The organism is Allobosea sp. P4_E12 (assembly GCF_056401655.1).
In genome coordinates this window covers 121,416-147,114 of the sequence record NZ_JBFUIY010000013.1, presented here as the reverse complement: position 1 = coordinate 147,114, position 25,699 = coordinate 121,416, and the positions used below count along the sequence as shown (strand labels likewise).

At 65.6% G+C, this 25,699-nt stretch carries 26 protein-coding genes; 10 read left to right on the top strand and 16 right to left on the bottom strand.

The features are described 5' to 3' along the window. Positions 1-97: 97 nt before the first annotated feature. Both AC1DW9_RS18315 and AC1DW9_RS18310 read right to left on the bottom strand, forming a co-directional pair. Positions 98-1,120, bottom strand: a complete 1,023-nt coding sequence (locus AC1DW9_RS18315) for a methyltransferase (RefSeq protein ID WP_476777298.1) — start codon at positions 1,118-1,120, stop codon at positions 98-100. 1,089 nt (positions 1,121-2,209) lie between these two features. Further along, positions 2,210-2,527, bottom strand: coding sequence for a hypothetical protein (locus AC1DW9_RS18310; RefSeq protein WP_476777299.1), 318 nt, complete (start codon positions 2,525-2,527; stop codon positions 2,210-2,212). A gap of 284 nt (positions 2,528-2,811) precedes the next feature. On the opposite strand from AC1DW9_RS18310, the gene AC1DW9_RS18305 reads away from it, so the two are divergent. The 5 genes from AC1DW9_RS18305 (at position 2,812) to AC1DW9_RS18285 (ending at position 7,627) form a co-directional block, all read left to right on the top strand. Next, on the top strand, positions 2,812-4,986 hold the full coding sequence (locus AC1DW9_RS18305) for a calcium-binding protein (RefSeq protein WP_476777300.1): 2,175 nt from the start codon (positions 2,812-2,814) through the stop codon (positions 4,984-4,986). A 339-nt stretch (positions 4,987-5,325) separates the two neighbouring features. Then, entirely contained in the window at positions 5,326-5,754 is a 429-nt protein-coding gene (locus AC1DW9_RS18300; protein ID WP_476777301.1) for a helix-turn-helix domain-containing protein, read from the top strand. After that, a complete protein-coding gene (locus AC1DW9_RS18295) occupies positions 5,751-6,035 on the top strand; it encodes a BrnA antitoxin family protein (RefSeq protein WP_476777302.1) in 285 nt (94 codons plus the stop codon). The genes AC1DW9_RS18300 and AC1DW9_RS18295 overlap by 4 nt, the downstream gene beginning before the upstream one ends. 156 nt (positions 6,036-6,191) lie before the next feature. After that, positions 6,192-7,304 carry an IS5 family transposase gene (locus tag AC1DW9_RS18290; RefSeq protein ID WP_476855147.1) on the top strand — a complete coding sequence of 371 codons (1,113 nt, stop codon included), beginning with the start codon at positions 6,192-6,194 and terminating at the stop codon, positions 7,302-7,304. Next, positions 7,301-7,627: a hypothetical protein gene (locus tag AC1DW9_RS18285; RefSeq protein ID WP_476855146.1), complete on the top strand. Its 327-nt coding sequence runs from the start codon at positions 7,301-7,303 to the stop codon at positions 7,625-7,627. Before AC1DW9_RS18290 ends, AC1DW9_RS18285 begins: the two co-directional genes overlap by 4 nt. A gap of 126 nt (positions 7,628-7,753) precedes the next feature. Here AC1DW9_RS18285 and AC1DW9_RS18280 read toward each other — a convergent pair whose 3' ends face one another. The 5 genes from AC1DW9_RS18280 to AC1DW9_RS18260 all read right to left on the bottom strand — a co-directional run bounded on the left by AC1DW9_RS18280 (position 7,754) and on the right by AC1DW9_RS18260 (position 12,855). Beyond that, complete coding sequence (locus AC1DW9_RS18280; RefSeq protein ID WP_476776896.1) at positions 7,754-8,014, bottom strand: DUF7696 family protein; 261 nt, start codon at positions 8,012-8,014, stop codon at positions 7,754-7,756. Positions 8,015-8,184: 170 nt separating this feature from the next. Next, positions 8,185-8,583: a hypothetical protein gene (locus tag AC1DW9_RS18275; protein WP_476776897.1), complete on the bottom strand. Its 399-nt coding sequence runs from the start codon at positions 8,581-8,583 to the stop codon at positions 8,185-8,187. A gap of 171 nt (positions 8,584-8,754) precedes the next feature. Continuing rightward, positions 8,755-9,966, bottom strand: a complete 1,212-nt coding sequence (locus AC1DW9_RS18270) for a helix-turn-helix domain-containing protein (protein ID WP_476776898.1) — start codon at positions 9,964-9,966, stop codon at positions 8,755-8,757. A gap of 238 nt (positions 9,967-10,204) precedes the next feature. Next, complete coding sequence (locus AC1DW9_RS18265; protein WP_476776899.1) at positions 10,205-12,379, bottom strand: xanthine dehydrogenase family protein molybdopterin-binding subunit; 2,175 nt, start codon at positions 12,377-12,379, stop codon at positions 10,205-10,207. A gap of 11 nt (positions 12,380-12,390) precedes the next feature. Next, positions 12,391-12,855, bottom strand: a complete 465-nt coding sequence (locus AC1DW9_RS18260) for a (2Fe-2S)-binding protein (protein ID WP_441506884.1) — start codon at positions 12,853-12,855, stop codon at positions 12,391-12,393. Between the two features lie 412 nt (positions 12,856-13,267). Between AC1DW9_RS18260 and AC1DW9_RS18255 the strand changes: the two genes are divergently transcribed. Together AC1DW9_RS18255 and AC1DW9_RS18250 are read left to right on the top strand one after the other, a co-directional pair. Next, the gene (locus AC1DW9_RS18255; RefSeq protein ID WP_476776900.1) at positions 13,268-13,498 is read left to right on the top strand and encodes a hypothetical protein; all 231 of its coding nucleotides are present in this window, start codon (positions 13,268-13,270) and stop codon (positions 13,496-13,498) included. 56 nt (positions 13,499-13,554) lie between these two features. Next, positions 13,555-14,475, top strand: a complete 921-nt coding sequence (locus AC1DW9_RS18250; protein ID WP_476776901.1) for a cation diffusion facilitator family transporter — start codon at positions 13,555-13,557, stop codon at positions 14,473-14,475. 21 nt (positions 14,476-14,496) lie between these two features. On the opposite strand, the gene AC1DW9_RS18245 is transcribed toward AC1DW9_RS18250, so the two are convergent. Next, positions 14,497-14,670, bottom strand: coding sequence for a hypothetical protein (locus tag AC1DW9_RS18245; protein WP_476776902.1), 174 nt, complete (start codon positions 14,668-14,670; stop codon positions 14,497-14,499). A 423-nt stretch (positions 14,671-15,093) separates the two neighbouring features. Between AC1DW9_RS18245 and AC1DW9_RS18240 the strand changes: the two genes are divergently transcribed. Continuing rightward, positions 15,094-15,291, top strand: a complete 198-nt coding sequence (locus tag AC1DW9_RS18240; RefSeq protein ID WP_441492949.1) for a hypothetical protein — start codon at positions 15,094-15,096, stop codon at positions 15,289-15,291. Positions 15,292-15,341: 50 nt separating this feature from the next. Here AC1DW9_RS18240 and AC1DW9_RS18235 read toward each other — a convergent pair whose 3' ends face one another. Beyond that, entirely contained in the window at positions 15,342-15,902 is a 561-nt protein-coding gene (locus tag AC1DW9_RS18235) for an NADPH-dependent FMN reductase (RefSeq protein WP_441492950.1), read from the bottom strand. 396 nt (positions 15,903-16,298) lie between these two features. Between AC1DW9_RS18235 and AC1DW9_RS18230 the strand changes: the two genes are divergently transcribed. Then, positions 16,299-17,054: a HugZ family pyridoxamine 5'-phosphate oxidase gene (locus AC1DW9_RS18230; RefSeq protein ID WP_476776903.1), complete on the top strand. Its 756-nt coding sequence runs from the start codon at positions 16,299-16,301 to the stop codon at positions 17,052-17,054. Between the two features lie 143 nt (positions 17,055-17,197). On the opposite strand, the gene AC1DW9_RS18225 is transcribed toward AC1DW9_RS18230, so the two are convergent. The 6 genes from AC1DW9_RS18225 to ehuB all read right to left on the bottom strand — a co-directional run bounded on the left by AC1DW9_RS18225 (position 17,198) and on the right by ehuB (position 23,103). Then, positions 17,198-18,223, bottom strand: coding sequence for an amino acid ABC transporter substrate-binding protein (locus tag AC1DW9_RS18225; RefSeq protein ID WP_476776904.1), 1,026 nt, complete (start codon positions 18,221-18,223; stop codon positions 17,198-17,200). 123 nt (positions 18,224-18,346) lie between these two features. Then, complete coding sequence (gene metC, locus AC1DW9_RS18220; protein WP_476776905.1) at positions 18,347-19,531, bottom strand: cystathionine beta-lyase; 1,185 nt, start codon at positions 19,529-19,531, stop codon at positions 18,347-18,349. A gap of 90 nt (positions 19,532-19,621) precedes the next feature. Further along, positions 19,622-20,773: an amidohydrolase gene (locus AC1DW9_RS18215; protein WP_476776906.1), complete on the bottom strand. Its 1,152-nt coding sequence runs from the start codon at positions 20,771-20,773 to the stop codon at positions 19,622-19,624. 117 nt (positions 20,774-20,890) lie between these two features. Further along, entirely contained in the window at positions 20,891-21,550 is a 660-nt protein-coding gene (gene ehuD / locus AC1DW9_RS18210) for an ectoine/hydroxyectoine ABC transporter permease subunit EhuD (RefSeq protein WP_476769931.1), read from the bottom strand. Beyond that, a complete protein-coding gene (locus AC1DW9_RS18205) occupies positions 21,540-22,199 on the bottom strand; it encodes an amino acid ABC transporter permease (RefSeq protein WP_069881362.1) in 660 nt (219 codons plus the stop codon). Before AC1DW9_RS18205 ends, ehuD begins: the two co-directional genes overlap by 11 nt. 28 nt (positions 22,200-22,227) lie before the next feature. Further along, positions 22,228-23,103, bottom strand: a complete 876-nt coding sequence (ehuB, locus tag AC1DW9_RS18200; protein ID WP_476769932.1) for an ectoine/hydroxyectoine ABC transporter substrate-binding protein EhuB — start codon at positions 23,101-23,103, stop codon at positions 22,228-22,230. A gap of 345 nt (positions 23,104-23,448) precedes the next feature. On the opposite strand from ehuB, the gene AC1DW9_RS18195 reads away from it, so the two are divergent. Further along, positions 23,449-24,492, top strand: coding sequence for an alpha/beta hydrolase family protein (locus AC1DW9_RS18195; RefSeq protein ID WP_476776907.1), 1,044 nt, complete (start codon positions 23,449-23,451; stop codon positions 24,490-24,492). Here AC1DW9_RS18195 and AC1DW9_RS18190 read toward each other — a convergent pair. Continuing rightward, positions 24,482-25,561, bottom strand: coding sequence for a helix-turn-helix domain-containing protein (locus AC1DW9_RS18190; protein ID WP_476776908.1), 1,080 nt, complete (start codon positions 25,559-25,561; stop codon positions 24,482-24,484). The genes AC1DW9_RS18195 and AC1DW9_RS18190 overlap by 11 nt on opposite strands. Positions 25,562-25,699 lie beyond the last annotated feature (138 nt).

Genomic DNA, 25,699 nt, shown 5'->3' with positions numbered 1-25,699 from the left:
CGCGCCCTGACCGGTCCCGCCGGGTCACCAGATCCGGCGGGGCTGGGGCGTCCTCCCTGCAGACGGCACCTCGCGACGAGCGCTATCGGCAATCCCGCTATTTATAGGCGATCGCGGCGCTCGACGGGCCGGCCAGCGCCATGGTCTCGAACCTCCGGAAGCCGACCTCGCGGCACCAGCCCTCGAAGTCGGCGGCGGAATAGTCGAAGGCATCGCCGAACTCGATCAGCATGTTGAGAGACATCATCAGGCCGAAGGCATTTTCGCGCCTGGCATCGTCGATGAGCGACTCGATCACCACGAAGGCGCCGCCCGGCGGCAGGGCGTCATAGGCCTTGCGGATCAGCGCCTTCTTCTTCTCCAGGTTCCAGTCATGCAGGATCATCCCCATGGTGATGACATCGGCCCTGGGCAGAGCATCGGCGAAGAAGTCGCCGCCGACCGCCGCGACCCGGTCGCTCAGGCCCGCCTGCTCGATCCGGCGCAGGGCGATCGGCACGACCGTCGGCAGATCGAAGCTGGTGCAGCGCATATGCGGATGCGCGGCCGCGACCATGCAGGAGAGCTGCCCGGTCGCGCCGCCGACATCGCAAAGGCTGCTGAATCTTGAGAAGTCGAAAGCCTCCGCAAACAGTTTGAAATTGCCGGCCGAGATCCCGGACATCGCGTTCATGAACTGCTCGAGCCGCGCCGGGTCGGCATAGAGCGTGGCGAAGACGGATTCTCCGGAATGCCTGGTCTCGTTCTGCGGCTTGCCGGTTTTCAGAGCCTCGGTGAGGTCTCCCCAGAAGCGGAAGAGGCGCGCATTCGCCATTTCCAGGATGCCGCCGATATAGGCCGGGCTGTTCCGGTCCAGGAAGAAGGCGCTGTCGGGCGTATTCGCATAGCGCGCCCCGGGGCCGTCGCCGTCACGGTCGAGAAATCGGAGCGCGACCAGCGCATCGGGAAAATCCGGGATGGCGCGCGGACTGAGCTGCAAGGAAGCGGCGATCTCGCCACCCGTCATCGGCTGTTTGGCGAGCGTCGTGAAAAGCCCCAGCTCGACGGCGGAAAGCAGCGTCTTCGAGGCAAAGAACCCCATCCCGACCTGCATGATATGCGACGGATCAAGCCCGGACATGATGGCCCTCGTGCTCGTCGGTATCGCCCCCGGGGAAACCACGGCCCCTGGCGATGCCGATCCTAGCACAGGTGGCTGCGAACCCCGCCGCATCAACGCCCTCCTCGTCGGAAAGGCCCACGGCTCGCCTTTGGTCGATATTGCAACCCATCGGCGCATTCTGCAGGAATGAGCTGCAGCTTGCGATTCAGCGTTCAGGCCGAAGCATTATGCGGGCAGGAGGCTCGGGGCATGCGGGGGGAGCCGATCCGCGGATGCCGCCAAGGCCATCTCTGTCGTGTGAGCGCGGGGGTGGGGTCGCATCTGGCGGACAAGGTCGTCTCCTGATCGTTGCCGTGACTGATCGCCCTTGGCGGGCGGCGCCAGCCTGCGCTGGAAAGGTCCCCGTGAAGGTCGTCCCGAGGCCGCCCAAGGGCCGTCGGGTCGTGACACCGGTTCTGATCCGGCTGCCCTGAAGCCCGCCGCCAGCCGTCTGGCTGTCATTCCAGTATTCGCGGCGTGCCTTGGCCTTTTGGGGCAGGGGGGGCGTCAAGAAATCGATCTATGATTGCATTTGGGTACTGCGTCCCAGGTGTGGCGCTTAAGCAACTGCTACCGAATACTTGCGTCTGATCGGGTCGAATTCATGCGTTTCTGCTTGTCCTTTGCCGGCAACGGCGCAAGCCTCCGCCCGTCGTTTGAGTGTGCGTGAGGGAGTTTGCCCATGAATGCGCAATCAAGATCTGACCTGACGATGACCCGTTGTCACTGGGTTCTGTTCCGGACAGCGATCGTCGTGATCCTCGCAGCAGCCGTGTTGGCGCCGCTGACCCGGTGACGGGAAAGCGCCGGCACGGTGCTGGATAAGATGCCCCGATCCGGCAGGCATATCTGGATCGGGGCCATGATCGCGATCATTCTCGTGATCTACGCGTTCACGCATCCGTTCCGCATCGTCCTGCTCCGCGCGCTTGGCTATTGAGCGGAGCAGTGCTGAGGGGCGGCAGGATTGCGAAAACCAACATCGGCCCTCCGCGCCGCGCAGTCATGCGGCGCGCGGATTTGCAGCGCGGAGCCGGGCAGAGGAGCCCGGGCCCGAAGCGACCTTGATCACGCTTCGGACGCTCTCATCAGCCGCGGCCTTCCTGTCTCGGCGAGGGGATCGGCCGCCACGGCGACGGCGAGCGCGTCAGGCGGGACGAGCTCGCCGCCAAGCGTCTCATGGAAGGCGTGGGCGAGGCTCGCCTCACGAAAGCAGACCCGTATGGCGCCCTTGTCCCGCTTCACCGAGACGACGCGATACATGATCTTCCAGCGCTCGAGCCAGGCGTCCATCTCCTCGAGCCTGCAGAGGAAATCGTCGCCCTCGGCAACGAGCAGGACCTGATGTCGCCAGGGCATTACGACCGTTTCGTCATCCGCAATCATCGCGTCACCTGTTCCCCGGTCGTGACTGCGCCATCGCCACCGTTCGTCCCGTTCAATGGTCGATCCTACATCCGCCAAACTGACATTTCGCTGACAGGTCCTGTCAGCTTCGCGCGCGAGGGTTGCTGATAGTCAGCGCCACTCCTAAGCGGGGCCGGACCTTGCCCCCTTGATCGTAACGACACGGGGAAGGACAGCCTCGGCCAGATCCGAGCATCGGCGTCCGTCCGCCAAGAAAAATCCATGGGCTCCTGGGGGCATTTCCACCAATTCGGAGCAGGATCATGGCCACTATCGACGGCACAACGGGAGACGACACCCTCTTCGGCACGGAAGACGCCGACCTCATCCGCGGTTTGGCGGGAAATGATTTCATCCTTGGCTTGGGCGGCAATGATACGCTCGAAGGCGGCGGCGGTGACGATCAACTGGCGGGCGGAGGCGGTGCCGACGTGCTGCAGGGCGGCGCCGGAAATGACACGCTGGTGGGCGACTCCAATTTCGAGATCGCGGGCTCGGACATGCTGACCGGAGGCGGCGGCAATGACCGGTTCGAATGGGACCCGTTCGGCGGAACCTCGACCGCGGCCCTGAGCGATATCGTCACCGATTTCCAGGGCGCCGGAAACGCCATTGGCGACACGCTGGAGTTCGACGCCTTCAGCCCCGCGACGCGTTTCAGTTTCGGCGGGCAGCTCAACGCCATGCCCACGCTCGGCAGCGCGATCGGGACCAGCGGCGATGGGCTGGCGGCCATCTCCTATGCGTTCAACGGCGGCAACACCTTTGTGCTCGCCGACAGCAACGACAATGGCAGCTATGACGCGGGCGATCTCACGATCCGCCTCAACGGCCAGCTCAATCTCGTCCAGTCGGATTTCGGCAGCACGCGTTTCGTGATCGCCGGCGGCAATGGCGCGGATACGCTGAACGGCACCCAGGGGAACGACACGATCCTGGGGCTTGGCGGCAACGACACGATCAATGGCCGCGGCGGCGACGATACCATCGAAGGTGGCAACGGCGCTGACACGCTGACTGGCGGGGACGGCAATGATTTCATCCAGGGCGGCAATGGCGCCGACACGATCGACGGCGGCGGCGGCGATGACGGCGGGCTGGCCGGTGGCGACGGCAACGATACGGTGTCCGGCGGTGCCGGCGACGACAATGTCGACGGCGATGATGGGGCCGACACGCTTTCGGGCGGCATCGGCGATGACGACATGTTCGGCGGCGACGGCGCCGATGCGATGTTCGGCGACGCCGGCGACGACGAATTGTTCGGTGGCCGAGGCAGTGATCAGTTGAGCGGTGGCGCGGGCGCCGACGAGCTGGAAGGCGAAGAAGGCGCCGAGGGCGGCGGCGGCAACGACCAGTTCAACTTCAACGCCGGCGCCTTCCAGCCGGATTCGAGCTTCTCGGTGCGCGATTTCGTTGCCGATTTCCAGCGTGCCGGACTGGCCGATGGCGATGTGCTTCAGCTCTCCGGCGGCGATTTCGCCTGGGTCGGCCAGATCGACGCCAATCCACGGATCGGCGCGGCCCTGCCGGGCGGCGGCGATGAGCTGACGCAGCTGGGTTATATCCAGCGTGCCGGCAATACGTTCCTGGTGGCCGACACCAATGATGACGGGCTGCTCGATGCCGATGATTTCACGGTCGAGTTTGCCGGCCTGCAGAGCTTCACGACCGGCGATTTCACCAATACCGATTTCGTCATCGCCGGCACGAATGGCGACGATGTCATCACTGGCACGCCGGACGATGACCGGATCTTCGCCGTTGGCGGCAATGACCAGGTCACCGGGCTTGGCGGCAGCGACGAGATCCATGGCGGCGAAGGCGACGATATCCTCGATGGCGGCCCGGGCGGCTTCGACAATCTGTTCGGTGAGGCGGGCAGCGACCGGTTGACGCTCGCGACCAGTGACGGCGGCGGCGTCGCCTCGGGCGGCGAGGGCGACGACGTCCTCTTCGGCAGCGACAGCTCCTTCAGCAATTTCGACAACAGCCTGCAGGGCGATGCCGGCAATGACGAACTGCATGCCGGCGCGGTCGGCTCGGGCATGAACGGGGGAGGTGGCTCCGACCGGCTGATCAGCGGTGCAGCCGACGACCAGATGGAGGCCGGCCGCGACGAATTCGGCTTCGATCTCGACAATGCACAGGACCTCTTCGTCTACAGCGGAACCGGGCGCTGGAGCACGGAGGGCAGTTTCTTCGGCGACACGGTCTCCGGCTTCCAGGACGGCTCGGACCTGTTCGACCTGCGCGGCAGCGGCCTGCAATTCGCCGACCTCTCGATCGTCAACGAGGATTTCCAGACGACGATCACCTCGGAGCGCGGGCAGATCACGCTCTTCGAGAGCTTTGGGCAGGAGGTTTTTCTCGACCAGGATGATTTTCTGTTCGGCCCGGCGCCCGCGCCGTTCTCGACCGATCCGCTGTTTATCTAAGGCATCGGCCCGAAAAGTGGTTTCCGGTTTTCGGGCCAGCCGATGCCGGCAGCAAAGGTTCATCGGCCCGAAAAGTGGTTTCCGGTTTTCGGGCCAGCCGATGCCGGCAGCAAAGGTTCATCGGCCCGAAAAGTGGTTTCCGGTTTTCGGGACAGCCGATGCCGGCACGGGACGTCCGATGGCCTGGCAGGTTCGGACACAGCCGGACTGACGCAGAAGGGAGCGCCCTGTGGGGCGCTCCCTGGTTTTCGACGGTGTCCCCTCCAACCAGAGACCCGGTTGCGAGTGCACTTATCGAACAAACTTGATAATAATCGTATATGGTGATAATATCACCACATGAAATCATATCAATGCCGAATGGCCCGTGCGGCCTTGAACTGGAGCATGCCCGAACTGGCGCAGAAGGCCGGTGTCGGCGTCAATACCGTCAACCGTTTCGAGGCGGGCCAGGATGCAAGGATGAGCAGCGTCGAGAAGATGCAGGCCGCCTTGTCCGAAGCCGGCATCATCTTCATCGCCGAGAATGGCGAGGGGGCCGGCGTGCGGCTGCGGAAGGGCTTTGTGCCCATAACTGTCCCGACAGCGTCACATGCCTCGCTCAAGGTCAGCGCCAGCACGGTGCGGGCCCGGGCCGCACGCGCGGTGGACCACGCCATGAGCGAGATGGACGCAAGCACGGCAGAGAAGACGGAACGCCGCGAGCGATTGACCAACGAGCCTGACGTCGTCAGGAAAGCCCGCAGCAAGAGCAGGGACGCATCATGAGCATCGACAGACCGCGCCGGCCGACCAGCGCCCGCGACCAGGCGGAAGCCCTGTTCAAGCCGGCCGCACCGAAGGCGGCGCCGGTGATCGCGAAGCGGCCGGCGCTTCCCGGCGCCAAGGAGATGGTGACGCTGCGGATCGACCGCGATGTCCTCGACCATTTCCAGAGCGGCGGGCCGGGCTGGCAGGACCGCGTCAACGACGCGCTGCGGCAGGCCGCGGGCCTCGTCGGCGATGACACACTGAAGACCGAGGATCTCAACTCGTCGAATGACGGCTGAGACGAGCGGCGACGGGCGGCGCCGCGAGAGCATGCTGCGAGATAGCGGAAACGGCCTTTCGCACTGAGCATGCTCTAACAGGCTGTTGAAAAAGTCTGTAGCGGGKCGGCGTTTGGCGTGATTCACTCGGCTTGAGGAGTTGGCTGGGGGCATTTGATGCGCGGGTCGGATGAGCGCTCTGGATCGCTGTTTTCCTATGTGGATCTGGAGGCACGGGTCGGAATGGGCCATCCGTTGCGGCCGATCCGGGAGATCGCCAATGCAGCCTTGGCGGAGTTGACGGGGGATTTTAGCGCGCTCTATGCGCAGCGGCTGGGGCGGCCGTCGATCGCGCCGGAGAAGCTGTTGCGGGCGATGCTGCTGCAGGCGTTCTACGGGCTGCGCTCGGAGCGTCAGCTGATGGACCGGCTGGAGTTCGACCTGTTGTTCCGTTGGTTCGTCGGTCTTGGAGTGGATGACCCGGCTTGGGACCATTCGAGCTTCTCGAAGAACCGGGACCGGCTGCTGGCCGGAGAGATCGCAGCCAAGTTCCTGTCCGCGGTACTGGCTCAGCCGAAGGTCAAGCGGCTGTTGTCGAGCGACCATTTCTCGGTGGATGGCACGCTGATCGAGGCCTGGGCCTCGACCAAGAGCTTCCGGCGCAAGGACGGCAGCGACGGCGATGATGGCTCCAGGACGGGGCGCAACGCCGAGCGCGACTTTCATGGCAAGAAGCGATCCAACGAGACTCACCAGAGCACCACCGACCCCGAGGCCAGGCTCTATCGCAAGAGCGATGGCCAACCGGCCAGGCTCTGTTACCTCGGCCACGCCTTGATGGAGAACCGCCACGGCCTTGCGGTCGGCGGCGGAGTGACCTTGGCTACCGGCACGGCGGAACGCGAAGCGGCGCTCGCCCTGCTGGATGCGAGGCCAGGTCGCGCACGGCGGATCACACTCGGCGCCGACAAGGCCTATGACGTGAAGCAGTTCGTGGCCGATCTCAGAGCCCGATCGATCACCCCGCATATCGCCAGCAATGAACATGTCACCAAGACCGGCAAGCGGCGCCGGAGCGCCCTCGACCGACGCGTCCAGCGCCACCCCGGCTATGAGATCAGCCAGCGCTGCCGCAAGCGGATCGAGGAGGTGTTCGGCTGGATCAAAAGCTCGGCGGGACTGGCCAAGGTGAAGGTGCGCGGCCGCCCCAAGGTCGATGCCGCGTTCACTCTGGCGCTGGCCGCCTACAACCTGATCCGTCTGCCCAAGCTTCTGGCGGCCCCGGCATGATCAAGGGCAAGTGGCGGATCGTCGAGATGGCTGTGTGGGATACCGACTTCCTCGACATGATGGAGCCGGCCTACATCCTTTTCGAGGGCAAGACAGGCGGCGAGTTCGCCTTCGGCTGCGTCACCGGCCAGTTGCACTGCCGCGAGACCGACAACGGCATCGACTTCACCTGGCAAGGCAATGATGAGATGGACGAGGTCTCGGGCGACGGATGGGCCAAACTTCAAACGGACGGCTCCCTCAAGGGCGAAATCCGCGTCCACAACGGTGACGATTCCACCTTCATCGCCCGCCCATGGACGACTTCTTCAACAGCCTGCTAAGCTAAACTATTGGAGTCGATCCCGTTTTCTGCATTTTGACGATTTCGTCCAAATGCGGCGTGATCTCACCATCTGTGATTGCATCGGCTTTCCCGAAAACCGCAATCCACTTTTCGGGCCGATGCTTCAGGTCTTGTTCTTGAGACCGTACAGGCGGATGATTTCGGCGCGAAGCTTGGCCACCGCTGCCTCGCCGCGGACGCCCTTGATGCCGCGCTCTTCGCGATCGGTCGAGCCGGGAACGCCATCGAGGAAGGTGTTGCGCTTCGCAGTCGGCATCGCCAGCAGATAGGCGATCTCGCATTCGTGCCGCCACTCTTCCGACGAGGTCGAGACTTCGCGCCCGGCGAGATGGGACCAGGCGAAGGAAGGGGCAGGGGCAGACAAGGCGAATCTCCTGAAGTGACAGAGTAAGCCTTAGTCATTCCCGTAGCGTCGTGACGAGCCGATCGTCGCGGCATCCTCACATGTTTCTGTCCAACCGCCGGTTCAGCGGCCGCATCCGCATTCGGTTCGCCACCGCGATGGAAACCTGGAATCCCGAGCCCGACCTGGGCTCATGACGTCTGGCGCTGCGGCTGTTTCCCGTTCGCACGTCGCTCGTTATTACGGCGCCTCGCGCCTGTGCCTTGCCAGCCGCCGAGCATGTCGAAGACCTCCAGCCCATCCCACGCTTCGTCCTCCTGCGCGCGGCGTTTCGCCAGCGTCACGAGCGCCCATGCCTTGCGAAGGGCCCGGCCCAGAGCGGAAGGCTGCGTCGGCGCGGGATGCGCCACCGGCGCTCCGCCGTCTTGCGGTCTCTGCATGAAATCGTCGCGCCCCACCCGGTGCTTGTTGCCTGGGCCTTCTTGCCGAAGGCCGGCTTTGATTGTCTTCGGGCGGATCGTCGCGATTTCCAGGGCCAGCCGGAAGGTTTCAGATCTCATCCGCAACGCTCGATCCGCGGTATCGATCACGCTGTCACGGCCCCGAACCGGGAGGAGCCGCGCATTGGGACGTCCAGTCATCAAGATGAGATCGGCGGGCAAGGTGCGGCGTCGCCCGCTCCTGTAGAGCTTGAGGGCAGTTCGACGCCGGGAGGCCAGGGGGGGCGCCGCTGATGGGAGTTCAGACCCAGAATCGCCGGTTCAGACGCGCGATGAGCGCTCTCGTCCTGCTCCCGCCCACGCTCGGGTGCGAGCGGAGGCGAGCCAGGCCTCGGCCGTCGACCCCCCGGCTGCGATATCCTGCTCCGCCCAGGTCAGATATGCCAGATTGCCATGGGCGTGCAGGCTCGAGGCCTGAGCCGCGCTTGGGCTCATGCCATAGCGCTTCCGGAACGCACGGCTGAAATGGGCCTCGCTGCGAAATCCGTGCTGATGCGCGATCGCCGATATCTTCAGCCTTCCCGCAGACCTGATCATCACCTGCAGGCTGGCGCTCAGCCGGATCCCGACCAGCCAGCGCCGCACGCCGCCATGGGCCTCGAACGACCGGAACAGTTTCGAGCGCGAGACGCCCAGCGCGGCCATCAGGTCGTCTGGGCCGAAATCCGGGTCGGACAGCCTGCCTCGGGCCAGCCGATGAGCGCGATCGAAGAGCGGGACATCCTCGCGTTCCTTTCTCGGCCCGCCGGAGGGAAGGGCGGTTGCGGCAAAGCGCAGGATGCCGTCGACGGCCGACTGCGCCTGGTCGACGCTGAGCCCGTCGATATGCTCCACCAGGGCCCGGATCAGGGTGCCGAGAAGCTTGCCTGCACTGCTTTGGGCCGTCAGCACCATGCCATGCACATCGCCCTGAAGCCCGGCCGGCGCGCTCGCTCTGTCGAAGGTGAGCGTGATCCCCTCATAGCCGGGCGTACGGGATTCATAGGGCAGCGAATAGTCGACGGCGACGACATCGCCTGGACCATGGCTGCGCTTGCGACCGTCATAATCGGCGACTGCGCTTCCGCGTGTCAGCACATAGAGCGACATCTGGGAAATCGGCCGGTCGTCGATGACGCGCTGGCTCCGGGACATGGACATCGCCGATCCGCCATTGATCTGCACGAAGGCCTCGGGGAGCTGCCAGGAGCGGCCGTGAAAATCGAACTGGGCCGGGTCTGCATCAGCCGGTATGGCACAGTCGACCAGGCGCGACAGCGCCGTCTTCCAGGCGGCGAAACACTCCATGCCCGGGGGGAACGGCCAGGCAATGCTGCGCGAGGCGCATGTCTGCGAATGGGTCTCGGGCCTGGGCAGCGGCGCCGGCCAGGGGCGTCCCGCGACAGGGCGGCCGATCACGCCGCCATGTGCCGAAGCCTGTGAGAATGGGGACGGGACGATCTGCGCTGCGCTGGGTCGATTTGAGATAGTCATATGTCCCCCCGCGGTTCCCCGTTGGCCCATCGCTGGGAACGAGGCGCTTTGGGAGAAACTCTAGTCGAGGCGGCGTATTTACCGGCGTTAATCCGGCGTTACACGACCGTTAATCTTGCGCGCCGCGCACTCAGGCCGTGCGGGATGTGACTTTCGAGAGACTGTTGGCAGCCAGCCCCTGCTGTCGTGGCGACGGCCCGGCCGACCAGTGGGGCATCGGGCCGGGACCTGCTGGCGATCACCCAGCCGTCAGCATCTCGGGCTTGATCGGCAGCTTGCGGAGCCGGATGCCGGTTGCCGCATGGACTGCATTCAGCACGGCGGGCGCGAGCGCCGACGTGCCGGGCTCGCCAAGCCCGCCGGGCGCCTCGCTGCTCGCCACGATCTCGACCTCGATCGTCGGGGCCGCATCGATGCGGAGCATCTGGTAGCTGTCGAAATTGGTCTGCTCCACCCTGCCATCCTTGAGGGTGATCTCGCCGTACAAGGCCGCGGTGATGCCGAAGACGACGCCGCTCTCGATCTGCGCCGCGATGGTGTTGGGATTGACGGCGACCCCGCAATCGACGACCGCGACGACGCGATCGACATGGACATCGCCGCTCTTCGAGACCGTCACCTCGGCGACCTCGGCGAGATAGCTGCCGAAGGATTGCGACAAGGCGATGCCGCGCCCCTGGCGTGGCCCCAGCGGTGTGGCCCATCCTGCCTTCTGCGCGGCGCGTTCCAGTACGTGGAGTGCACGCGGATTCCCAGCCAGAAGGGCGCGTCGATAGTCGAGCGGATCCTTCTTCGCGGCCGCGGCGAGTTCGTCGATGAAGCTCTCGACCACATAGACATTATGGGTCGGACCGACGCCGCGCCAGAATGCGGTCGGAATTCCCGGGGGTTCGACCCGGACATAATCGACATGCATGTTCGCGATTGCGTAGGGGATTTCGGCTGCGCCTTCCACCGCGTCGGGATCGACGCCGTCCTTGACGGCCGACGGGAAGTAGCGGGCCATGATCGACGAGCCGGCGATGCGGTGGCTCCAGGCGACCGGCATGCCCTGGGCATCGAGCCCGGCACTGATCCGGTCGTAGTAATAGGGCCGGTACATGTCGTGCTGGATGTCCTCTTCCCGGCTCCAGACAACCTTGACCGGGCCCTTGGATTGCTTGGCGATGAGCGCCGCCTGGGCGATGAAATCGACTTCGAGCCGGCGCCCGAAGCCGCCGCCGAGCAGGTGGTTGTGAATTCGCACCTGCTCCGGCTTCAGTCCGAGATGTTTCGAGACGACGAGCTGCGCGATATCGGGAACCTGCGAGCCGACCCAGATATCGCAGCCGTCGCTCGTGACCTCGGCGGTACAGTTGATCGGCTCCATCGTGGCGTGGGCCAGGAACGGTGCTTCGTAGATCGCCGCAACCCTGGTCGCCGCCTTGGCGAGGGCGGCAGTCACGTCACCTTCGCTTGTGGCAACGGCGCCGGGGCTTTCCGAAGCCGTTGCGAGGGCGGTCACGATGTCGGCCATCGAGGTGGCCGCATGCGGTCCATCGTCGAACCTGACGGCGCAGGCCTCCAGGCCCTGCTTCGCCGCCCAATAGTGATCGGCGATGACGGCGATGGCGTTGCCGAGTTTCGCGACCTGATGGACGCCCGGAACCTTCAGCGCCGCCGCCTCATCGAAGGATGCGACCGTGCCGCCGAACACCGGAGAGGCGGAGACGGTGGCGACCTTCATGCCGGGCAACCTGACGTCGATGCCGTAGATCGCCGTGCCGTTGACCTTGGCCGAGGCATCGAGCCGCTTGGCCGGCGTGCCGATGATCCGGAAGCTGCCGGGATCTTTGAGCGTGACATCGCTCGGGACAGTAAGCTTGGCCGCGGCGTCCACGAGCTCGCCATAGCCGATCCGGCGGCTGCTCGCGGCGTGGACGACATAGCCCGGCTGCGTCGTCAGACTGCCTGCATCCACGTTCAGCCTGGTCGCGGCTGCGGCAATCAGCATCTTTCGCGCGGCCGCACCGGCCTGGCGCAGCGGCAGATAGAATGCGCGGATCGAGGTCGAGCCGCCCGTCATCTGCACGCCAGAGATCAGGGGATTGCCGTAGAGCTTTGCATTCGCTGGGGCGGGCTCGACCGCGACATTGCTCATGTCGACGTCGAGCTCCTCGGCGACCAGCATCGGCAGCGAGGTGTAGGTGCCCTGACCCATCTCGATCATCGGGGAGATGACGGTCACCTTTCCCATGCGGTCGATGCGGATGAAGGCCCCGGGCGCAAAGGGTTTCGCTTGCGCGGGATCGGCTGGCTGGGCACCCACCTGCAAGGGCCCACCGATCATCAATCCGCCGCCGACGGCAGCGCTGGCATGGAGGAATGCCCGACGCGAAACGACGTGATCCCCGAGATTCTCTGCATGTGCCATGGCTCTGGCCCTCACCGCGCGCCAGCGATGGCCGCGGCCTGTTTGATGGCTTCGCGAATGCGCAAATAGGTGCCGCAGCGACAGATATTGCCGGACATGGCGGCGTCGATATCGGCGTCCGTGGGCTTTGGATTGCCGGCAAGCAGCGCGCTCGCCGACATGATCTGCCCGGATTGGCAGTAGCCGCATTGCACGACTTCCAGGTTCAACCAGGCCGCCTGGATCGCCTTGCCGGCTGGCGTCTCACTGATCGCCTCGATCGTCGTAACGGACTTGCCCGCGGCATCGCTGATCGCCGTGATGCAGGAGCGGGTCGGCTCGCCGTCGATATGAACGGTACAGGCGCCACATTGGGCGATGCCGCACCCGAATTTGGTTCCGGTCATGCCGAGAATATCCCGGATCACCCAGAGCAGCGGCATGTCGTCGGGGGCATCAACCGCGAGGGAGTGGCCGTTTATGGTGAGATCATGCATCGCGCATCCTCCTCGGCCTGCCCTGGTCGTGCTGATGAAGCTGTCTATCCGGCACCACGCCGCCGGGAATGCCCATTTCGGGGGCTCGGAAGTCCGCGGCCGGAACCACCGCTGGAGCCATCAGCACGCATGGCGATCTCTCCAGCGCGTTGGCAAATCGTTGGCTGATCAGAGGCACGGGACGGAGCATGACATTCGCCGATCGGGCGTCATCGCAGGACGGACTGCGCCCCCAAAACATGGCGGGAGTATGGAAGGGAAGGGTGGGCGGCGGCATCGGCACTGCGCCCCTGCGAGCAGGTCCCAGTGCGGCGTGGCTCATGGACCGGCCTGGCGTCCGCTCCCGGGCGATACGGAACCAGCGCCTCACCCCGGCAGTTCCGTTTCGACACGCAACGGAGGAGCGAGCCCCATGAGACCCGTCGACGTGATCGCAAAATACGCCGGCGTCGAGATCGGCGTGCTGCTCCGCGCGCGTGACAAACATGCCGGCGAAGCCGAGACTGTCTACTGGATGGATTATCCATCGATCGAACACGCCCTGGAGGCCGTCGCAGAGGACCTGTTCGAAGGACGGGTGGAACAGATCACCGCCGATGGCGAGCCGCTGACCCAGGAAGAAGTGAGCACGTTGACCCATTAGGGCGGCACCGGGCGAGCCCTTCGCGGCTCTGGCCGGACCAGGCGGGGATCACCGGCATGGCAGCACATACCGGCTCGCACAGGGTGATCTACGCCGCCCTCGCTGGAAATCTGCTGATCGCGGTGACGAAGTTCGGGGCGGCCGCCTATACCGGCAGCTCGGCGATGCTGTCCGAGGGCATCCATTCCCTGGTCGACACCGGCAATGGCCTGCTCCTGCTCTATGGCCTGAGGCGCGCGGCGCGCCCGCCTGACGCCTTGCATCAGCTCGGCCACGGTCGCGAACTCTATTTCTGGAGCTTCATCGTCGCCCTGATGGTCTTTGCCGTCGGGGCCGGCGTGTCCTTCTACGAGGGTGTTCTTCACATCCTCGAGCCCCACCACGCGACAAATCTCCTGGTGAACTACGTCGTGCTCGGGCTGTCGCTCGTCTTCGAGGGCTATTCCTGGCGCGTCGCACTCAAGGAATTCCGCAAGACCAAAGGCAGGCTCGGCTACCTCGACGCTGTCCGTCAGAGCAAGGATCCGACCGTCTTCTCCGTTCTCTTCGAGGATTCCGCGGCCTTGATCGGCCTTGCCATCGCATTCGTCGGCATCACGGCGGCCGCATGGTTCGATCAGCCGATCCTGGATGGGGTCGCCTCGCTCGGCATCGCCGCCGTTCTGGGAACCACCGCCATCTTTCTCGCCCGTGAAAGCAAGGCACTCCTGCTCGGCGAGGCCGCCATTCCGGAGGTTCAGCGCGCCATCCTGGAGATCGTCCGTGCCGACGAAGAGGTCAGGACGGTCAATGGCATGACGACGGTCCATCTCGGTCCCAACGAGATCGTCGTCGCGCTGAGCCTCGAGTTCGAGGATGATCTGACCACGAGCGGGATCGAGGCGAGCGTCGAACGGATCGAAAGACAAATCCGGGCGACCGAACCCGCCGTGACCTCGGTCTTCATCAAGCCCAAGGCCGCAGCCAGGCGGGTCTGAAGCGCCGGACGCGCCCGCCCGTCAGTGCGGCTGCGAGGCAGGCGGCCCATAGCGCAGCACGGCTGCCTTGAGCCTGCGCAATTCTATCGTTCTGATCGGGCTTGGTGGCTTGCTTTCAAGCTGGCCGATCCGCTCGCAGATCAAGCGGAACTCGCGATCGGTCCGGATGGCGAGCAGGACAGGAATCTCGTGCATAGGCGAGGCCTCCGGCGTGGCTGCATCCCCAGAACGAGGGCAGTGTGCAGCCATCGATCCCTTCCTGGCAACCCTTCGAAATTGCCTGCCGGAACAGCACGGGGCGCGGCTCGTCCGAGAGCGCGGGGCGCCATTCCCGCTTCGCCGGCGATGCTGCACAGGCGCTTCACAGGCAACCACCCGGATTGGCTCCCGGGAAGTGCAGGGGCAGCGAGAGGGCCGAAAGGGCAGGGAACATGCGGGCCGCTCAATCGTTGAATCCAGGTCGTTGCGTTGAATCCAGGTCGTTGCGTTGATCCAGATCGTTGCGTTGCGGTGTCGAAGATGGGTGTTCTGCCGAAAGCGTATCATCCGAGATGGCGGCCCAGCTGGTCTTTCGGTCGCAAGGCGATCCTGCCGGCACGCCCGCGCTCGATCGCGGCCATGCCGACCGAACTCTATCGCGAGCCCTGCGAGGACGGGGACGGCAACCGCTACACCGTGATTGTCTGGCGTCTTTACCCGGGCCTGAGCAGCACCTCCTATACGCTCGATACCGGCGCCCTGGTGAACTATGTCGACGGGCGCAGTTTCGAGATCGCCAGGACAGGGGTGATTATCACCCGGCTGGATTGCCTGTAGGCTCGGGATGCGTGACGGTCCCGCGCGGGGGCCGCCGCCGCCGGGGGCGTTCAGCCAGCCTGTGACGCCACGAAGGTAGAAAAGCCGGCCAGAAATCCGCGCAAGCGATCCCGGGTGGCGGGGTCGCTCAGTTCACCCGCTTCATCGAACAGATTCTGCGCGCGCGAGACCAGCATGCGCCCCTCGAACCAGGGACGGGTGCCGAGCGTCCGCAGCACCGGCAGCCAGGCCTCCTGCGCGAGCACGGTGCCGAAACCACCCATCGAGGCTCCCAGAAACGCGACGGGGCGGCCACCAAAGAGCGGGCCGATATCGCTCGCCGGGCGCGATAGCCAGTCGATCGCGTTCTTCAGCACGCCGGGGATCGAGTTGTTGTATTCCGGCGTGAACAGGATCAGCCCGTCAGCCTGGGCGAGTTGCCGCTTCAGGACCTGAACGGCGGGCGGAATGCCGGTCTCGGCCTCGTCATCGGCGTTGTAGAGCGGGATACCGGCAATGGTGCCCTCGACCAGCTCCGCCCCGTCAGGCATCGACGCCCGGGCCGCCCGCAGCAAGGCGCTGTTGTACGAGCCGCGTCGCAGGCTCCCTGAAACCCCGAGAATGCTGACCATTGCCTGTTTCCCTTGGCTTGTGCGGCGGCGGATATCCGAAGCGCCGGGAATACCGGTTGCCGGCACCGGCGGCCAGCATGGCAGCTTCATGGCCCGCCAGCTGAATGTCGATCTCTCCCGGTCGGCCGGTCGTCACATGCGGCGCGATCGGGGGGGCGGCCAGGCCCATGCGCCAGCTATTCGGGGGCGGGGTCGAGGAAGGGCGCCGATGGCCGCCCGATGAGGGCCTGTTCCAACGGAGCGGCGCATCACATCTGCCGGGGTTGAATCGACCTTACGGCGCCATGGCCCGTAGGCAAGGTGCCTTGAAGCAGGGCCGGCTCGCGCCATCGGAGCTATCGGTCGAGCGCGGCAGGGATGTAGGTCTCGGCCCGCTCAACCCACGCGAGACGCACCATGCAGCTGCAGCCGACGACCCCGATCACGCCCCGTGGCATCGAACTCAACCTGGCTGCTGCCCGCCCCTTCGAGGCCATGCAGGAAGCCCGGAGCCTGCTGAGAACGGCGCGGCTCGTCGCCCTGGCAACGCTCGATCCGCAAAGCGGCTATCCCTATACGATGGCGACCAACCTGGCGGTCGAGCCGGACGGCACTCCGTTCTTCTTCGTCGCGAGGCTCGCCGTTCACGCTCGGAATATCGAAGCCGACAACCGTGTCTCGCTCGGGCTCGCCGAAGCCGGCGCTCCGGATGCGCTCACGCGCCCACGCCTGACGCTGGTCGGCCGCGCGCATCTGATGCCGGCTGCCGAGGAGACTGACGCGAAGGAACGATATGCTCGTCGCTACCCCAAATCGAAGCTCTATCTCGATTTGCCCGATGCCTGCCTCTATCGCGTCGAGGTCGAGGCCCTGCAGATCAATGGCGGCCCGGCCCAGAACGCCAATGAAGTGACGGCAGCCGCCTTGAAGACGGAGCTTTCCGGGGCGGAAGCATTGATGTCGCGCGCCGCAGACGAGATCGATCGCCTGAACAGCTCGGCGGCCGACCTCGCTGCTCTCGTTGCGCTTGCGGGAAACGGCCCCGGCCAGTGGCGCGTCAGCGGCCTCGATCCGGACGGGATCGAACTGTCGACCAGCAGGGAGACCGTCCGGCATTGGTTTGTCCGCCGCGTCACAAATCTCGACGAGCTGGCCGAGCAGTTGCCGCGCTGAACCCGATTCCGCGCTGTCGCAGAGGGGCAGGCGCGCAAGCGGCAGGACCGCCTCGTCTGCCGGCGCAGGCCCGAGGCGGCTCGCTCTTTGCGCCGTGTGATCGGCTCATCGTCACGCCGCCGAGGGTGGCGTGACGCCTGCGCTCAGCGGAAGGGCGGGCTGTATTGCAGGCCGCCCTTGGTCCAGAGCGCATTGGGCCCGCGCTGCAGCTTCATCGGCGAGTTCAGGCCGAGATGGCGCTCGAAACTCTCGCCGTAATTGCCGACGGCCGAGACGACGCGCACCACCCAGTCGTTGCTGACGCCGAGCGCCTCGCCATATTTGCCGTCGCGGCCGAGGAAGCGCCGGATCTCGGGATTGGTCGCGTTCGCGGCAAGCTCCCTGGCATTGGCCTTGGTGACGCCGAGCTCTTCGGCGTTGATCAGGGCAAACAGCGTCCAGCGCACCAGGTTGAACCAGACATCGTCGCCGCTGCGCACCCAGGGACCGAGCGGCTCCTTCGAGATGATCTCCGGCAGCACCGCATGCTCGTCGGGATTGCGGAACTTGAGGAGATTGGCCGAAAGCGCCGAGACATCGGTGGTGTAGGCGTCGCAGCGTCCGGATTCGTAGGCCTTCAGCGCCTCTTCGGGGGTGCCGAAGGCGGCGACCTCGTATTTCATCCCGGTGCGCCGGAAGAAGTCGGCGAGGTTGAGCTCGCTGGTCGTGCCCTGCGCCACGCGGATCGAGGCGCCGTCAAGCTTGGTCGCGCTGGTCACGCCCAGGCTCTTGTGGACCAGGAAGCCCTGGCCGTCATAATAATTCACAGCCGTGAAGGTGACGCCCTGGCCGGAATTGCGCGCGAGCGTCCAGGTCGTGGTGCGCGGCAGGACGTCGATCTCGCCGGCCTGGAGCGCGATCAGGCGGTCCTTCGAACTCAACGGCACGAAGCCGGCCTTCTCGGAATCGTCGAAGACCGCCACGGCGAGCGCGCGACAGATGTCGATATCGAAACCCTGCCAGCGCCCGGCTGCATCCTGCGTCGAGAAGCCGGGAACGCCGTTGCTCGTGCCGCAGATGATCCTGCCGCGATCGCGAATGGTCTTGAGCGTGTCCGCCGCCTGGGCGGAGGCCGCAGTACAGGTCGCGACCAGGGCGGCGGCCGCAAGCCGGATGAATGGGCGTGTCATTGAAGCTTCCCTCTCTGTTTGTTTGTTCTTGCTGTTCTTTGTGCTGGCTGGTTCTGGGCAAAGTTCTCCCTGGCGGCGGAAGCCTGCTCCCGCCGCGTCGGTCTTCGGTCCGGATCTTTTGTCTCAGGCGACCCTGGCGGCCGGCCCGCGTTCGAGCGCGACGAGCAGCGCGTCGAGGTCGTTCCAGAGGTCGTCGGGATCCTCGATGCCGATGCTGATGCGCAGCACCGTGCCCTCCACCGTCCAGGGGCTGACGGTACGGTCACCCTTGACCGCCATCGGCGCGATCAGGCTGCGCGTGCCGCCCCAGGACGCGCCGATCGCGAAAATCTTGAGCGCGGTCAGCGCCGCTTCGAGATCCGCCTCGGCAACGGGTTTGAGGACGACGCTGAAGACGCCCGATGAACGGCCCATGTCGCGCTTCCAGAAGGCATGGCCGGGGCAAGAGGGCAGGGCCGGGTGCAGCACCGTCTCGACCGCCGGCGAATGCGTCAGCCGCCGGGCGAAATCCTCCGAGATCTTGCCGATATGGGCGAGCCGCAGGCCCATGGTCTCGATGCCGCGCAGCGCGAGCTGGCATTCATCCGGCGAGACGCCGACGCCGAAGGCGCGCAGCGTCTCCTTCATCTTCTCGCGCAGCGCCATGTCGGAGACGGTGACGGAGCCGAGCAGCAGGTCGGAATGGCCGCCGACATATTTGGTCAGCGCCTCGCAGGCGAAATCGGCGCCATGGGCCAGCGGCTTGAAGAGCAGGGGCGTCGCCCAGGTGTTGTCGCAGCCGACGAGCACGCCCTTGGCCTTGGCCGCCTTGACGATGGCGGGAACATCCTGGACCTCCATCGTGCCGGAGCCGGGCGACTCGACCCAGACCAGCCTGGTGGCGTCGTCGATCAGGTCGGCGATGCCGGCGCCGATCAGCGGGTCGTAGACGCCGTAATCGATGCCGCGCGGCTTCAGGTATTCCTCGCAGAAGCTGCGCACCGGCGGGTAGACATGGTCGGGGATCAGCACCTTGTCGCCGGGCAGCAGCACCGAGAGCATGACGATGGTGACCGCGGCCTGCCCCGAAGGCACCAGCACGGTGCGGACCCCGCCATGCAGGGCGGTGAGCTGCGCCTCCAATGTGCGCGTCGTCGGCGTGCCGTGCAGCCCGTAGGTATAGCCGTCGAAGCCGCGATATTTGCGGGCCGCGAAGCTCGCGGCATCCTTGTAGACGATGGTCGAGGCGCGATGCGTCGGCACGGCGAGGCTGGCATAGCCCTCCTCGTTAACGGCCGGGTGGTGAACGCAGCGGGTAAGGTCGTGCATGGCTGATCCCTTTCGAGGGACAAGGTGTAAGCGGCTGGCAAAGCGAGACAATCAGGCTGCGGGCATGAGACGATGCCTGGCCCTTATGGCTTACGCGGCATCCGCGAGCGCGCGCCTGGCGACCTCGCTCATCCAGCCGACGCAGACCGGCAGGATGGCGTCGTTGAAATCGTAGCGGGCATTGTGGAGCTCGCCCTCCGGAGCGGCCGGGCCGTTGCCGATCCAGACATAGGCGCCCGGCCGCTCCTTGATCAGGAAGGAGAAATCGTCGCCGGTGGTGCTCGGCCGCACGTCGCGCCGGACCGGCGCCCCGATCGCCTGTCCCGCCTGCACCGAGAGCGCGGCTTCCGCCGGAGTGTTGATGATCGGCCTGCCGGTCGACAGGATCTCGACATCGGCCTGCATGCCATAGGCCTCGCAGATGCCGGCGATGATGCTCTCCATCCGCTTGATCACCGCCTCGCGCACCTCGGGCCGGTAGGTCCGCAAGGTGCCGAGCAGCGTCACGCTTTCCGGGATCTGGTTGCTGACGACGCCGCCGCTGATCTGGCCGATCGAGAGCACGACCGCGTCGACCGGGTCGACATTGCGCGCGACGATGGTCTGGAGCGCGACGATCAGGTGCCCGGCGGCGACGATCGGGTCGCGGGTCTGGTGCGGGATCGCGGCATGACCGGCAAGCCCGTGCAGGGTGACGCTCCAGCGCCCGCCCGCCGCCATGACCGGCCCGTCATGCACCGCGATGGTGCCGGCCTCAAGCCCCGGCCAGTTATGGAAGGAGAAGACACGCTCCATCGGAAAGCGCTCGAACAGCCCGTCCTGGATCATCGCCTTGGCGCCGACGCCGTTTTCCTCGGCCGGCTGGAAGATGAACTGGACCTGCCCCTTCCAGCTCTCGTCGGCGGCGAGCATAGCGGCCGTGCCGAGCAGGGCGACCGTATGTCCGTCATGGCCGCAGGCATGCATCGCTCCCTGCGTCTGCGAGGCGTAGGGCGCCGTGCTCAGCTCCTGGATCGGCAGCGCATCCATATCGGCGCGTAAGCCGACGGTCCGGTTCGAGCCCGACCGGGACAACGTCGCGACGACACCGGTGCCGCCGACGCCCGCGACGAAGGGAATGCCCAGTTCGGCGAGTTTCTCCTGCACGAAGCGGGAGGTGGCATGCTCGTGCTCGGAGAGCTCAGGCTGCGCATGCAGCTGGCGGCGCCATTGCGTGAGCTGGTCGAGAAAGGCCTGGTCCATGATCGGTCTCGGATGATGCGGGTTGCGGCGATGCCCGGGCAGAACGCGGCGCCCGGGCGGGATTCAACACCCGGGCAGGCTTCAACGCTCGGGCAGGATTCTTGGCCTGGACGGAACTCAGCGCTGGGCCGAGAGCGCGAGACGCGCCTCGAATTTGCGGATGAGGAAGGAGAGCGTGACGGCGATAGCGAGGAAGAGCGCGCCGACGACAGCCATCGGTTCGCCGTAGCGGAAGGTGTCGGAGGCGATGTCGAGGGCCGAACCGAAGGATTCCGGCACGGCGATGACCGCGAGATAGGGCGTCGATTTGAAGATCGAGATGAAGTAGTTGCCCATCGGCGCGGCGATGTTGCGCAGCATCTGGGGCGCGATCACCAGCAGCACGGTCTTCAACCGGTTGAGCCCGAGCGCCTTGGCGGCCTCGAACTGCCCCTTGGGAATCCCGTCGATCCCGGCCTTGAACACCTCGGCGAGATAGCCACAGTAATACAGGCTGAGCGCGGCGACGCCGACGACGAGGGCGGGCAGCTTGATGCCGTAGACCGGCAGCACATAGTAGAGAAAGTAGAGCTGCACCAGCACCGGCGTGGAGCGGATGAAGTCGATGACGAAGCGCATCGCGTAGCGCATGGGCTTGCTGGAGCGCCTGGTGATTTCCAGCCCGAAGCCGAGCAGGGCCGCAAATACGCAGCTCAGCAGCGTGACAGCGAGCGTGGTGGTCAGCGCACGCGCGATCGGCGGCACGATCGAGAGGGCGAAGGCGGGATCAAACGTCATGGGCGAATTTCCGCCCGGCGCCGACCTTGCGCTCGAGCCAGCGCCCGACGATCGTCGCGGGATAGCAGAGCACGAAATAGGCGACGAGAAGGCCGGTATAGACCTTCACCGGGTCGTAATGGAGCTGCGAGATTTCCTTGGCCCGAAAGGTCATGTCGCTGAGCGTGATCAGCGAGACCAGCGCCGTGCTCTTCACCAGCTGGATGAACTGGTTGACGAAGGTCGGCATCATCGCCAGCAGCGCCTGCGGCAGCTCGATCAAGAGCAGGATCTGCCAGCGCCGGAAGCCGAGCGAGCGTCCGGCCTCGGCCTGGCCGCGGTCGAGCGACTGCAGGGCGGCGCGCACCGCCTGGCTGCCATAGCCGCCGATATTGAGGCCGAGCACCAGCCCCCCGACCGCGAGGCCGGAAAGCCGGATGCCGAAGCCCGGCAGCGTGTAGTAGAACGCGTAGAGCAGAATGATCACCGGCGACGAGCGCCAGAACTCGATCACCGCGGTGATCGCGGCATGGGGCCAGCCGCGCGTGCTGAACTGCAGCACGCCGGCTATGAAGGCAAAGGGCACGGCATAGGCCATGCCGAGCAGCGTCACCGAGGCGGTGACGCCAAAGCCCTGATAGATCCCGGCAAGGACGTCGGCGAAGCTCATGATCGGCCTGGCGTTTTTGGGCCGGTGCTCACGGCTTTGCCGCGCAGAGATCGGCGGTCGAGGCCTCCGGCGGCATCTCGGCATCGGTGAAGCCGTATTTCGCCATGATCGTCTTCATGGTGCCGTCGGTCTTCAGCGTCGCGAGCCTGGCGTTGTAGAGCGCCTGCAGTTCCTTGTCCTTCGGCGCGAAGACGACGGCGGTCGCCATCATGTATTCCTGCCCGCCCGGCTTGACATAACCCTTGAAGGGCAGGGCGCGCTCGATCGCGTTCATGCCGCCGGCTTCCATCAGCCCGGCGACGCTCGGCGCCGACAGTGTCGCGGCATCGACGCGCCCGGCCAGCATGGCGCTGACCACGGCCTCGTTGTTCGGAAAGAGCAGCAGCCGGTCTTCGGGGACGCCGGCGGCCAACGCGTTCTTCGCATTCTCCGTGCCGCGCCCGCCGCCGAGCTTGACGTTCGGGTTCTTCACGATGTCCTCGTAGCTGTGCAGCTTGAGCGGGTTGCCCTTGAGCACGAGCAGGCCGTCGCCGGCCGAGAGGTCGGGCTCGCTGAACAGCACCTGCTGGCAGCGCGCCGGGGTGATCGCGACGCCCGACGCGATGATGTCGAAGCGGCTGGCTAGCAGGCCGGGGATCAGCGCGCCGAAATCGGCAACGGTGAACTCGATCGCCTTGACGCCGAGCGGGGCAAGCGCGGCGCGCACGAGGTCGGGGTGATAGCCGACGACATTGCCGTCCTTGTCACGATAGCCCCAGGGTGAGCGGTTATGGATGCCGATGGTGATGGTCTTGCCCGAGAGAGTCTTGAGATCCGGCTGCTGGGCCTGCGCGGTCCAGCCGCTCAACGCAGCCAGTCCGAGGGCGGCGACACCGAGCGCCAGGCGCCGGGAAGGAAAGCTCATCGGTAAATCCCCTGTCATTGGCTGAGGCTGCGCCACGCTCTGCGGCCGTCTGCAGCGCGGCCCCGGTCATCCCTGCAGGCCGAGCCTGCTCCGAGGCACGATAACGGCGGGTCGGTTCGCGACAATCAGGCTGGGGAAATAGCTTGATGCCTAAATCTTATACCTGTTGGACCCTTCCATGCCGGAGGCATCCGCGAGCGCTCCCGGGTTCCGCGTGGCTGCCCGCACGGGCGAGGGGCGGGGCGAAGGCGGAACCTGGCGGAAAGCGGCGTTCTCGATCGCGTTCGAGGTCTCGGGGCAGCGGATTTTGAAACATGTCGGCCGCTCATTCCATCGGAGACTGCCATGTTTCAACGATCACTGTTCCAACGACCATCCTTGGCGGCCGGATTATGGCTGCTGACCACGGTCTTGGCCCATTCCTCCGACGCCATTGGGTTTCAGCAGACGACGCTCGACATGGCGGGCAAGCGGCCGCTTCAGGTCAGCCTCTGGTATCCGACGAAACAGGAGGGCAGGACCGAGATCGTCGGAGACAATCCCGCCTTCCATGGGGTTCCCGTCATTCGCGGCGCCGCGCCGCTCTCGGGTCATCTGCCGCTTGTCGTCCTGTCGCATGGCTATGGCGGGAGCTGGCGCAATCTCTCCTGGCTCGCTGTGGAACTGGCCGCACGCGGCAACATCGTCGCGGCTCCGGACCATCCGGGCACGACGACATTCGACATGCCGCCCGCGCAGGCGGCGATGCTGTGGGAGCGCCCGCGTGATCTGAGCCGGGTCATCGACGCCGTGGAGCGCGATCCGACGCTCGCGGGCAAGGTCGATATCAGCCGGGTCGCTGCGATCGGCCACTCCCTGGGAGGCTGGACGGTTGCGGAACTGGCCGGCGCACGCTTCGACACGAAACGCTTCGAGACCGATTGCAAGGCCAATACCAGCCCGCGTGTCTGTGTCCTCAGGGGTGAGCTCGGCCTGGACAAGCGCGAACTCGAAGGCAACCTGGCCGACCCGCGCCTCAAGGCGTTCGTGTCCCTCGACCTCGGCCTTGCAAGAGGCTTTACGCCCGAAAGCCTGGCGAGCCTCGACATGCCGGCGCTTGTGATCGGCGCGGGGATCGATATCGACGGGTTACCCGCGAAGTTTGAATCCGGCTATCTCGCGGAGCATCTGCCGAAGCCGTCCGCGACCTCGGTCACCATTCCGGACGCGACGCATTTCGCCTTTGTCGGGCTCTGCAAGCCGGATGCCGTCGCCCTCATCGAAAAGGTCGAGCCCGGCAGCGGCATCATCTGCAGGGATGACGGACCGCGCGGCCGCGACGAGATCCACCGCGAGATCGCCTTTCTCGTGATCGGCTTTCTCGCCAGGTCCATTCCGGTCAGGCCGTAGAACCGCTGGTCTCGCCGGCAGGCGCACCGCCCGCGCGGCGATACTCGCTCGGGGTCGTGCCGGTCACGCGCGCGAATTCCCGATTGAAATTCGATTTCGTCTGGAAACCGCATTCGAACATCACCTCCGTGACCGGCAGGTCGGTTTCTCCGAGCAAGCGCATGGCTTCGCGAACCCGATATTCATTGACGAGTTGCGGCAAATTGCGGCCAAGCGTGCGGTTGATCGCGTTCGACACGGATCTTGAAGGCAGCCCGAGGCGGCGCGCAAGGCGGTTCAGGGTCAGGTCCGGATCGCGATAGATCGTCTTCTGGCGCATCGCGGTCTCGACCATCGCCATGATCCCGACGTCCTCCTCCGTCGCGGAGGCCGACGCCGCCTCGTTCGGCCGATGCTCGGGCTCCTCGGTGCGGGCCGGGCCGGATCGATCGAGGGGCTCGTCGTCCGGGACGCTGCGGCCGATCACCGCGATTGCATAGGCGATGACGGGAAGGAGGAGGAGGTTGCCGACTGCCACGATCACGGCCGCGTGGCTGCCCTGATGGGACCCGAAATCCGCGGCGATCAGAAGATCGATGATCCCTGAGCAGATCAGCAGCAGGCCTATGACGGAAACCGCCCTGCGCGCGCCCTGGGCATCGGAGAGACGCACGCTCTCGAACTGATCGGGCCCGGCATGGCCGTGGCGAACCAGGGCCGCGCCATAGCCGAAAAAGAGCAGGGCGAGAATGAGGTCGATCGGCGCCTGCCAGCGCTGCCACAGGCAGGACAGGATGAGGATCGCGACCGGGGCCAGAACATGCGGCCAGGATCGCAGTGCGGGAGGCTGCCGCAGCCTTGCAAAGCAGAGCCAGGCGATGGGCGGCAGCAATGCCGCCATGACGGGCTGCAGGAACCGGACCCAGGGGGCATCGATCGTCCAGCGCAAGCCGACCGTGACCACCAGCAGAATGCAGGTGCCGATGAAGAGAGTGACCGGTTTGAGGAGGGTCCTGTCCTGAAGGAAGACCGGGATGAGCAGGATCGTCAGCAACAGTGCCACCACGAAGGGCAATGGTATCGCAGGCATCCGGTGATCTCTCATCCCTATCGGGTTCAGGCAGGCGATTGACCGGCTTGATGCCGCAATCCCGGCCTCATGTCTCCCAGGCTCAGGTCACGTCGTTCAGAGCATGCTCGATGCGACCTGGAGCATCGGACCGAAAAG

Excerpts from the sequence above, each read along its gene's own strand:
- AC1DW9_RS18240 (WP_441492949.1), top strand. The coding sequence starts at position 15,094 with ATGCCGACCGAACTCTATCGCGAGCCCTGCGAGGACGGGGACGGCAAC.
- AC1DW9_RS18300 (WP_476777301.1), top strand. The coding sequence starts at position 5,326 with ATGAAATCATATCAATGCCGAATGGCCCGTGCGGCCTTGAACTGGAGC.
- AC1DW9_RS18265 (WP_476776899.1), bottom strand. The coding sequence starts at position 12,379 with ATGGCACATGCAGAGAATCTCGGGGATCACGTCGTTTCGCGTCGGGCA.
- AC1DW9_RS18245 (WP_476776902.1), bottom strand. The coding sequence starts at position 14,670 with ATGCACGAGATTCCTGTCCTGCTCGCCATCCGGACCGATCGCGAGTTC.
- AC1DW9_RS18285 (WP_476855146.1), top strand. The coding sequence starts at position 7,301 with ATGATCAAGGGCAAGTGGCGGATCGTCGAGATGGCTGTGTGGGATACC.
- AC1DW9_RS18290 (WP_476855147.1), top strand. The coding sequence starts at position 6,192 with ATGCGCGGGTCGGATGAGCGCTCTGGATCGCTGTTTTCCTATGTGGAT.
- AC1DW9_RS18315 (WP_476777298.1), bottom strand. The coding sequence starts at position 1,120 with ATGTCCGGGCTTGATCCGTCGCATATCATGCAGGTCGGGATGGGGTTC.
- AC1DW9_RS18250 (WP_476776901.1), top strand. The coding sequence starts at position 13,555 with ATGGCAGCACATACCGGCTCGCACAGGGTGATCTACGCCGCCCTCGCT.
- AC1DW9_RS18195 (WP_476776907.1), top strand. The coding sequence starts at position 23,449 with ATGTTTCAACGATCACTGTTCCAACGACCATCCTTGGCGGCCGGATTA.
- AC1DW9_RS18310 (WP_476777299.1), bottom strand. The coding sequence starts at position 2,527 with ATGATTGCGGATGACGAAACGGTCGTAATGCCCTGGCGACATCAGGTC.
- AC1DW9_RS18270 (WP_476776898.1), bottom strand. The coding sequence starts at position 9,966 with ATGACTATCTCAAATCGACCCAGCGCAGCGCAGATCGTCCCGTCCCCA.
- AC1DW9_RS18255 (WP_476776900.1), top strand. The coding sequence starts at position 13,268 with ATGAGACCCGTCGACGTGATCGCAAAATACGCCGGCGTCGAGATCGGC.
- ehuD (WP_476769931.1), bottom strand. The coding sequence starts at position 21,550 with ATGACGTTTGATCCCGCCTTCGCCCTCTCGATCGTGCCGCCGATCGCG.
- AC1DW9_RS18235 (WP_441492950.1), bottom strand. The coding sequence starts at position 15,902 with ATGGTCAGCATTCTCGGGGTTTCAGGGAGCCTGCGACGCGGCTCGTAC.
- metC (WP_476776905.1), bottom strand. The coding sequence starts at position 19,531 with ATGCACGACCTTACCCGCTGCGTTCACCACCCGGCCGTTAACGAGGAG.
- AC1DW9_RS18225 (WP_476776904.1), bottom strand. The coding sequence starts at position 18,223 with ATGACACGCCCATTCATCCGGCTTGCGGCCGCCGCCCTGGTCGCGACC.
- AC1DW9_RS18230 (WP_476776903.1), top strand. The coding sequence starts at position 16,299 with ATGCAGCTGCAGCCGACGACCCCGATCACGCCCCGTGGCATCGAACTC.
- AC1DW9_RS18295 (WP_476777302.1), top strand. The coding sequence starts at position 5,751 with ATGAGCATCGACAGACCGCGCCGGCCGACCAGCGCCCGCGACCAGGCG.
- AC1DW9_RS18215 (WP_476776906.1), bottom strand. The coding sequence starts at position 20,773 with ATGGACCAGGCCTTTCTCGACCAGCTCACGCAATGGCGCCGCCAGCTG.
- AC1DW9_RS18205 (WP_069881362.1), bottom strand. The coding sequence starts at position 22,199 with ATGAGCTTCGCCGACGTCCTTGCCGGGATCTATCAGGGCTTTGGCGTC.
- AC1DW9_RS18260 (WP_441506884.1), bottom strand. The coding sequence starts at position 12,855 with ATGCATGATCTCACCATAAACGGCCACTCCCTCGCGGTTGATGCCCCC.
- ehuB (WP_476769932.1), bottom strand. The coding sequence starts at position 23,103 with ATGAGCTTTCCTTCCCGGCGCCTGGCGCTCGGTGTCGCCGCCCTCGGA.
- AC1DW9_RS18190 (WP_476776908.1), bottom strand. The coding sequence starts at position 25,561 with ATGCCTGCGATACCATTGCCCTTCGTGGTGGCACTGTTGCTGACGATC.
- AC1DW9_RS18305 (WP_476777300.1), top strand. The coding sequence starts at position 2,812 with ATGGCCACTATCGACGGCACAACGGGAGACGACACCCTCTTCGGCACG.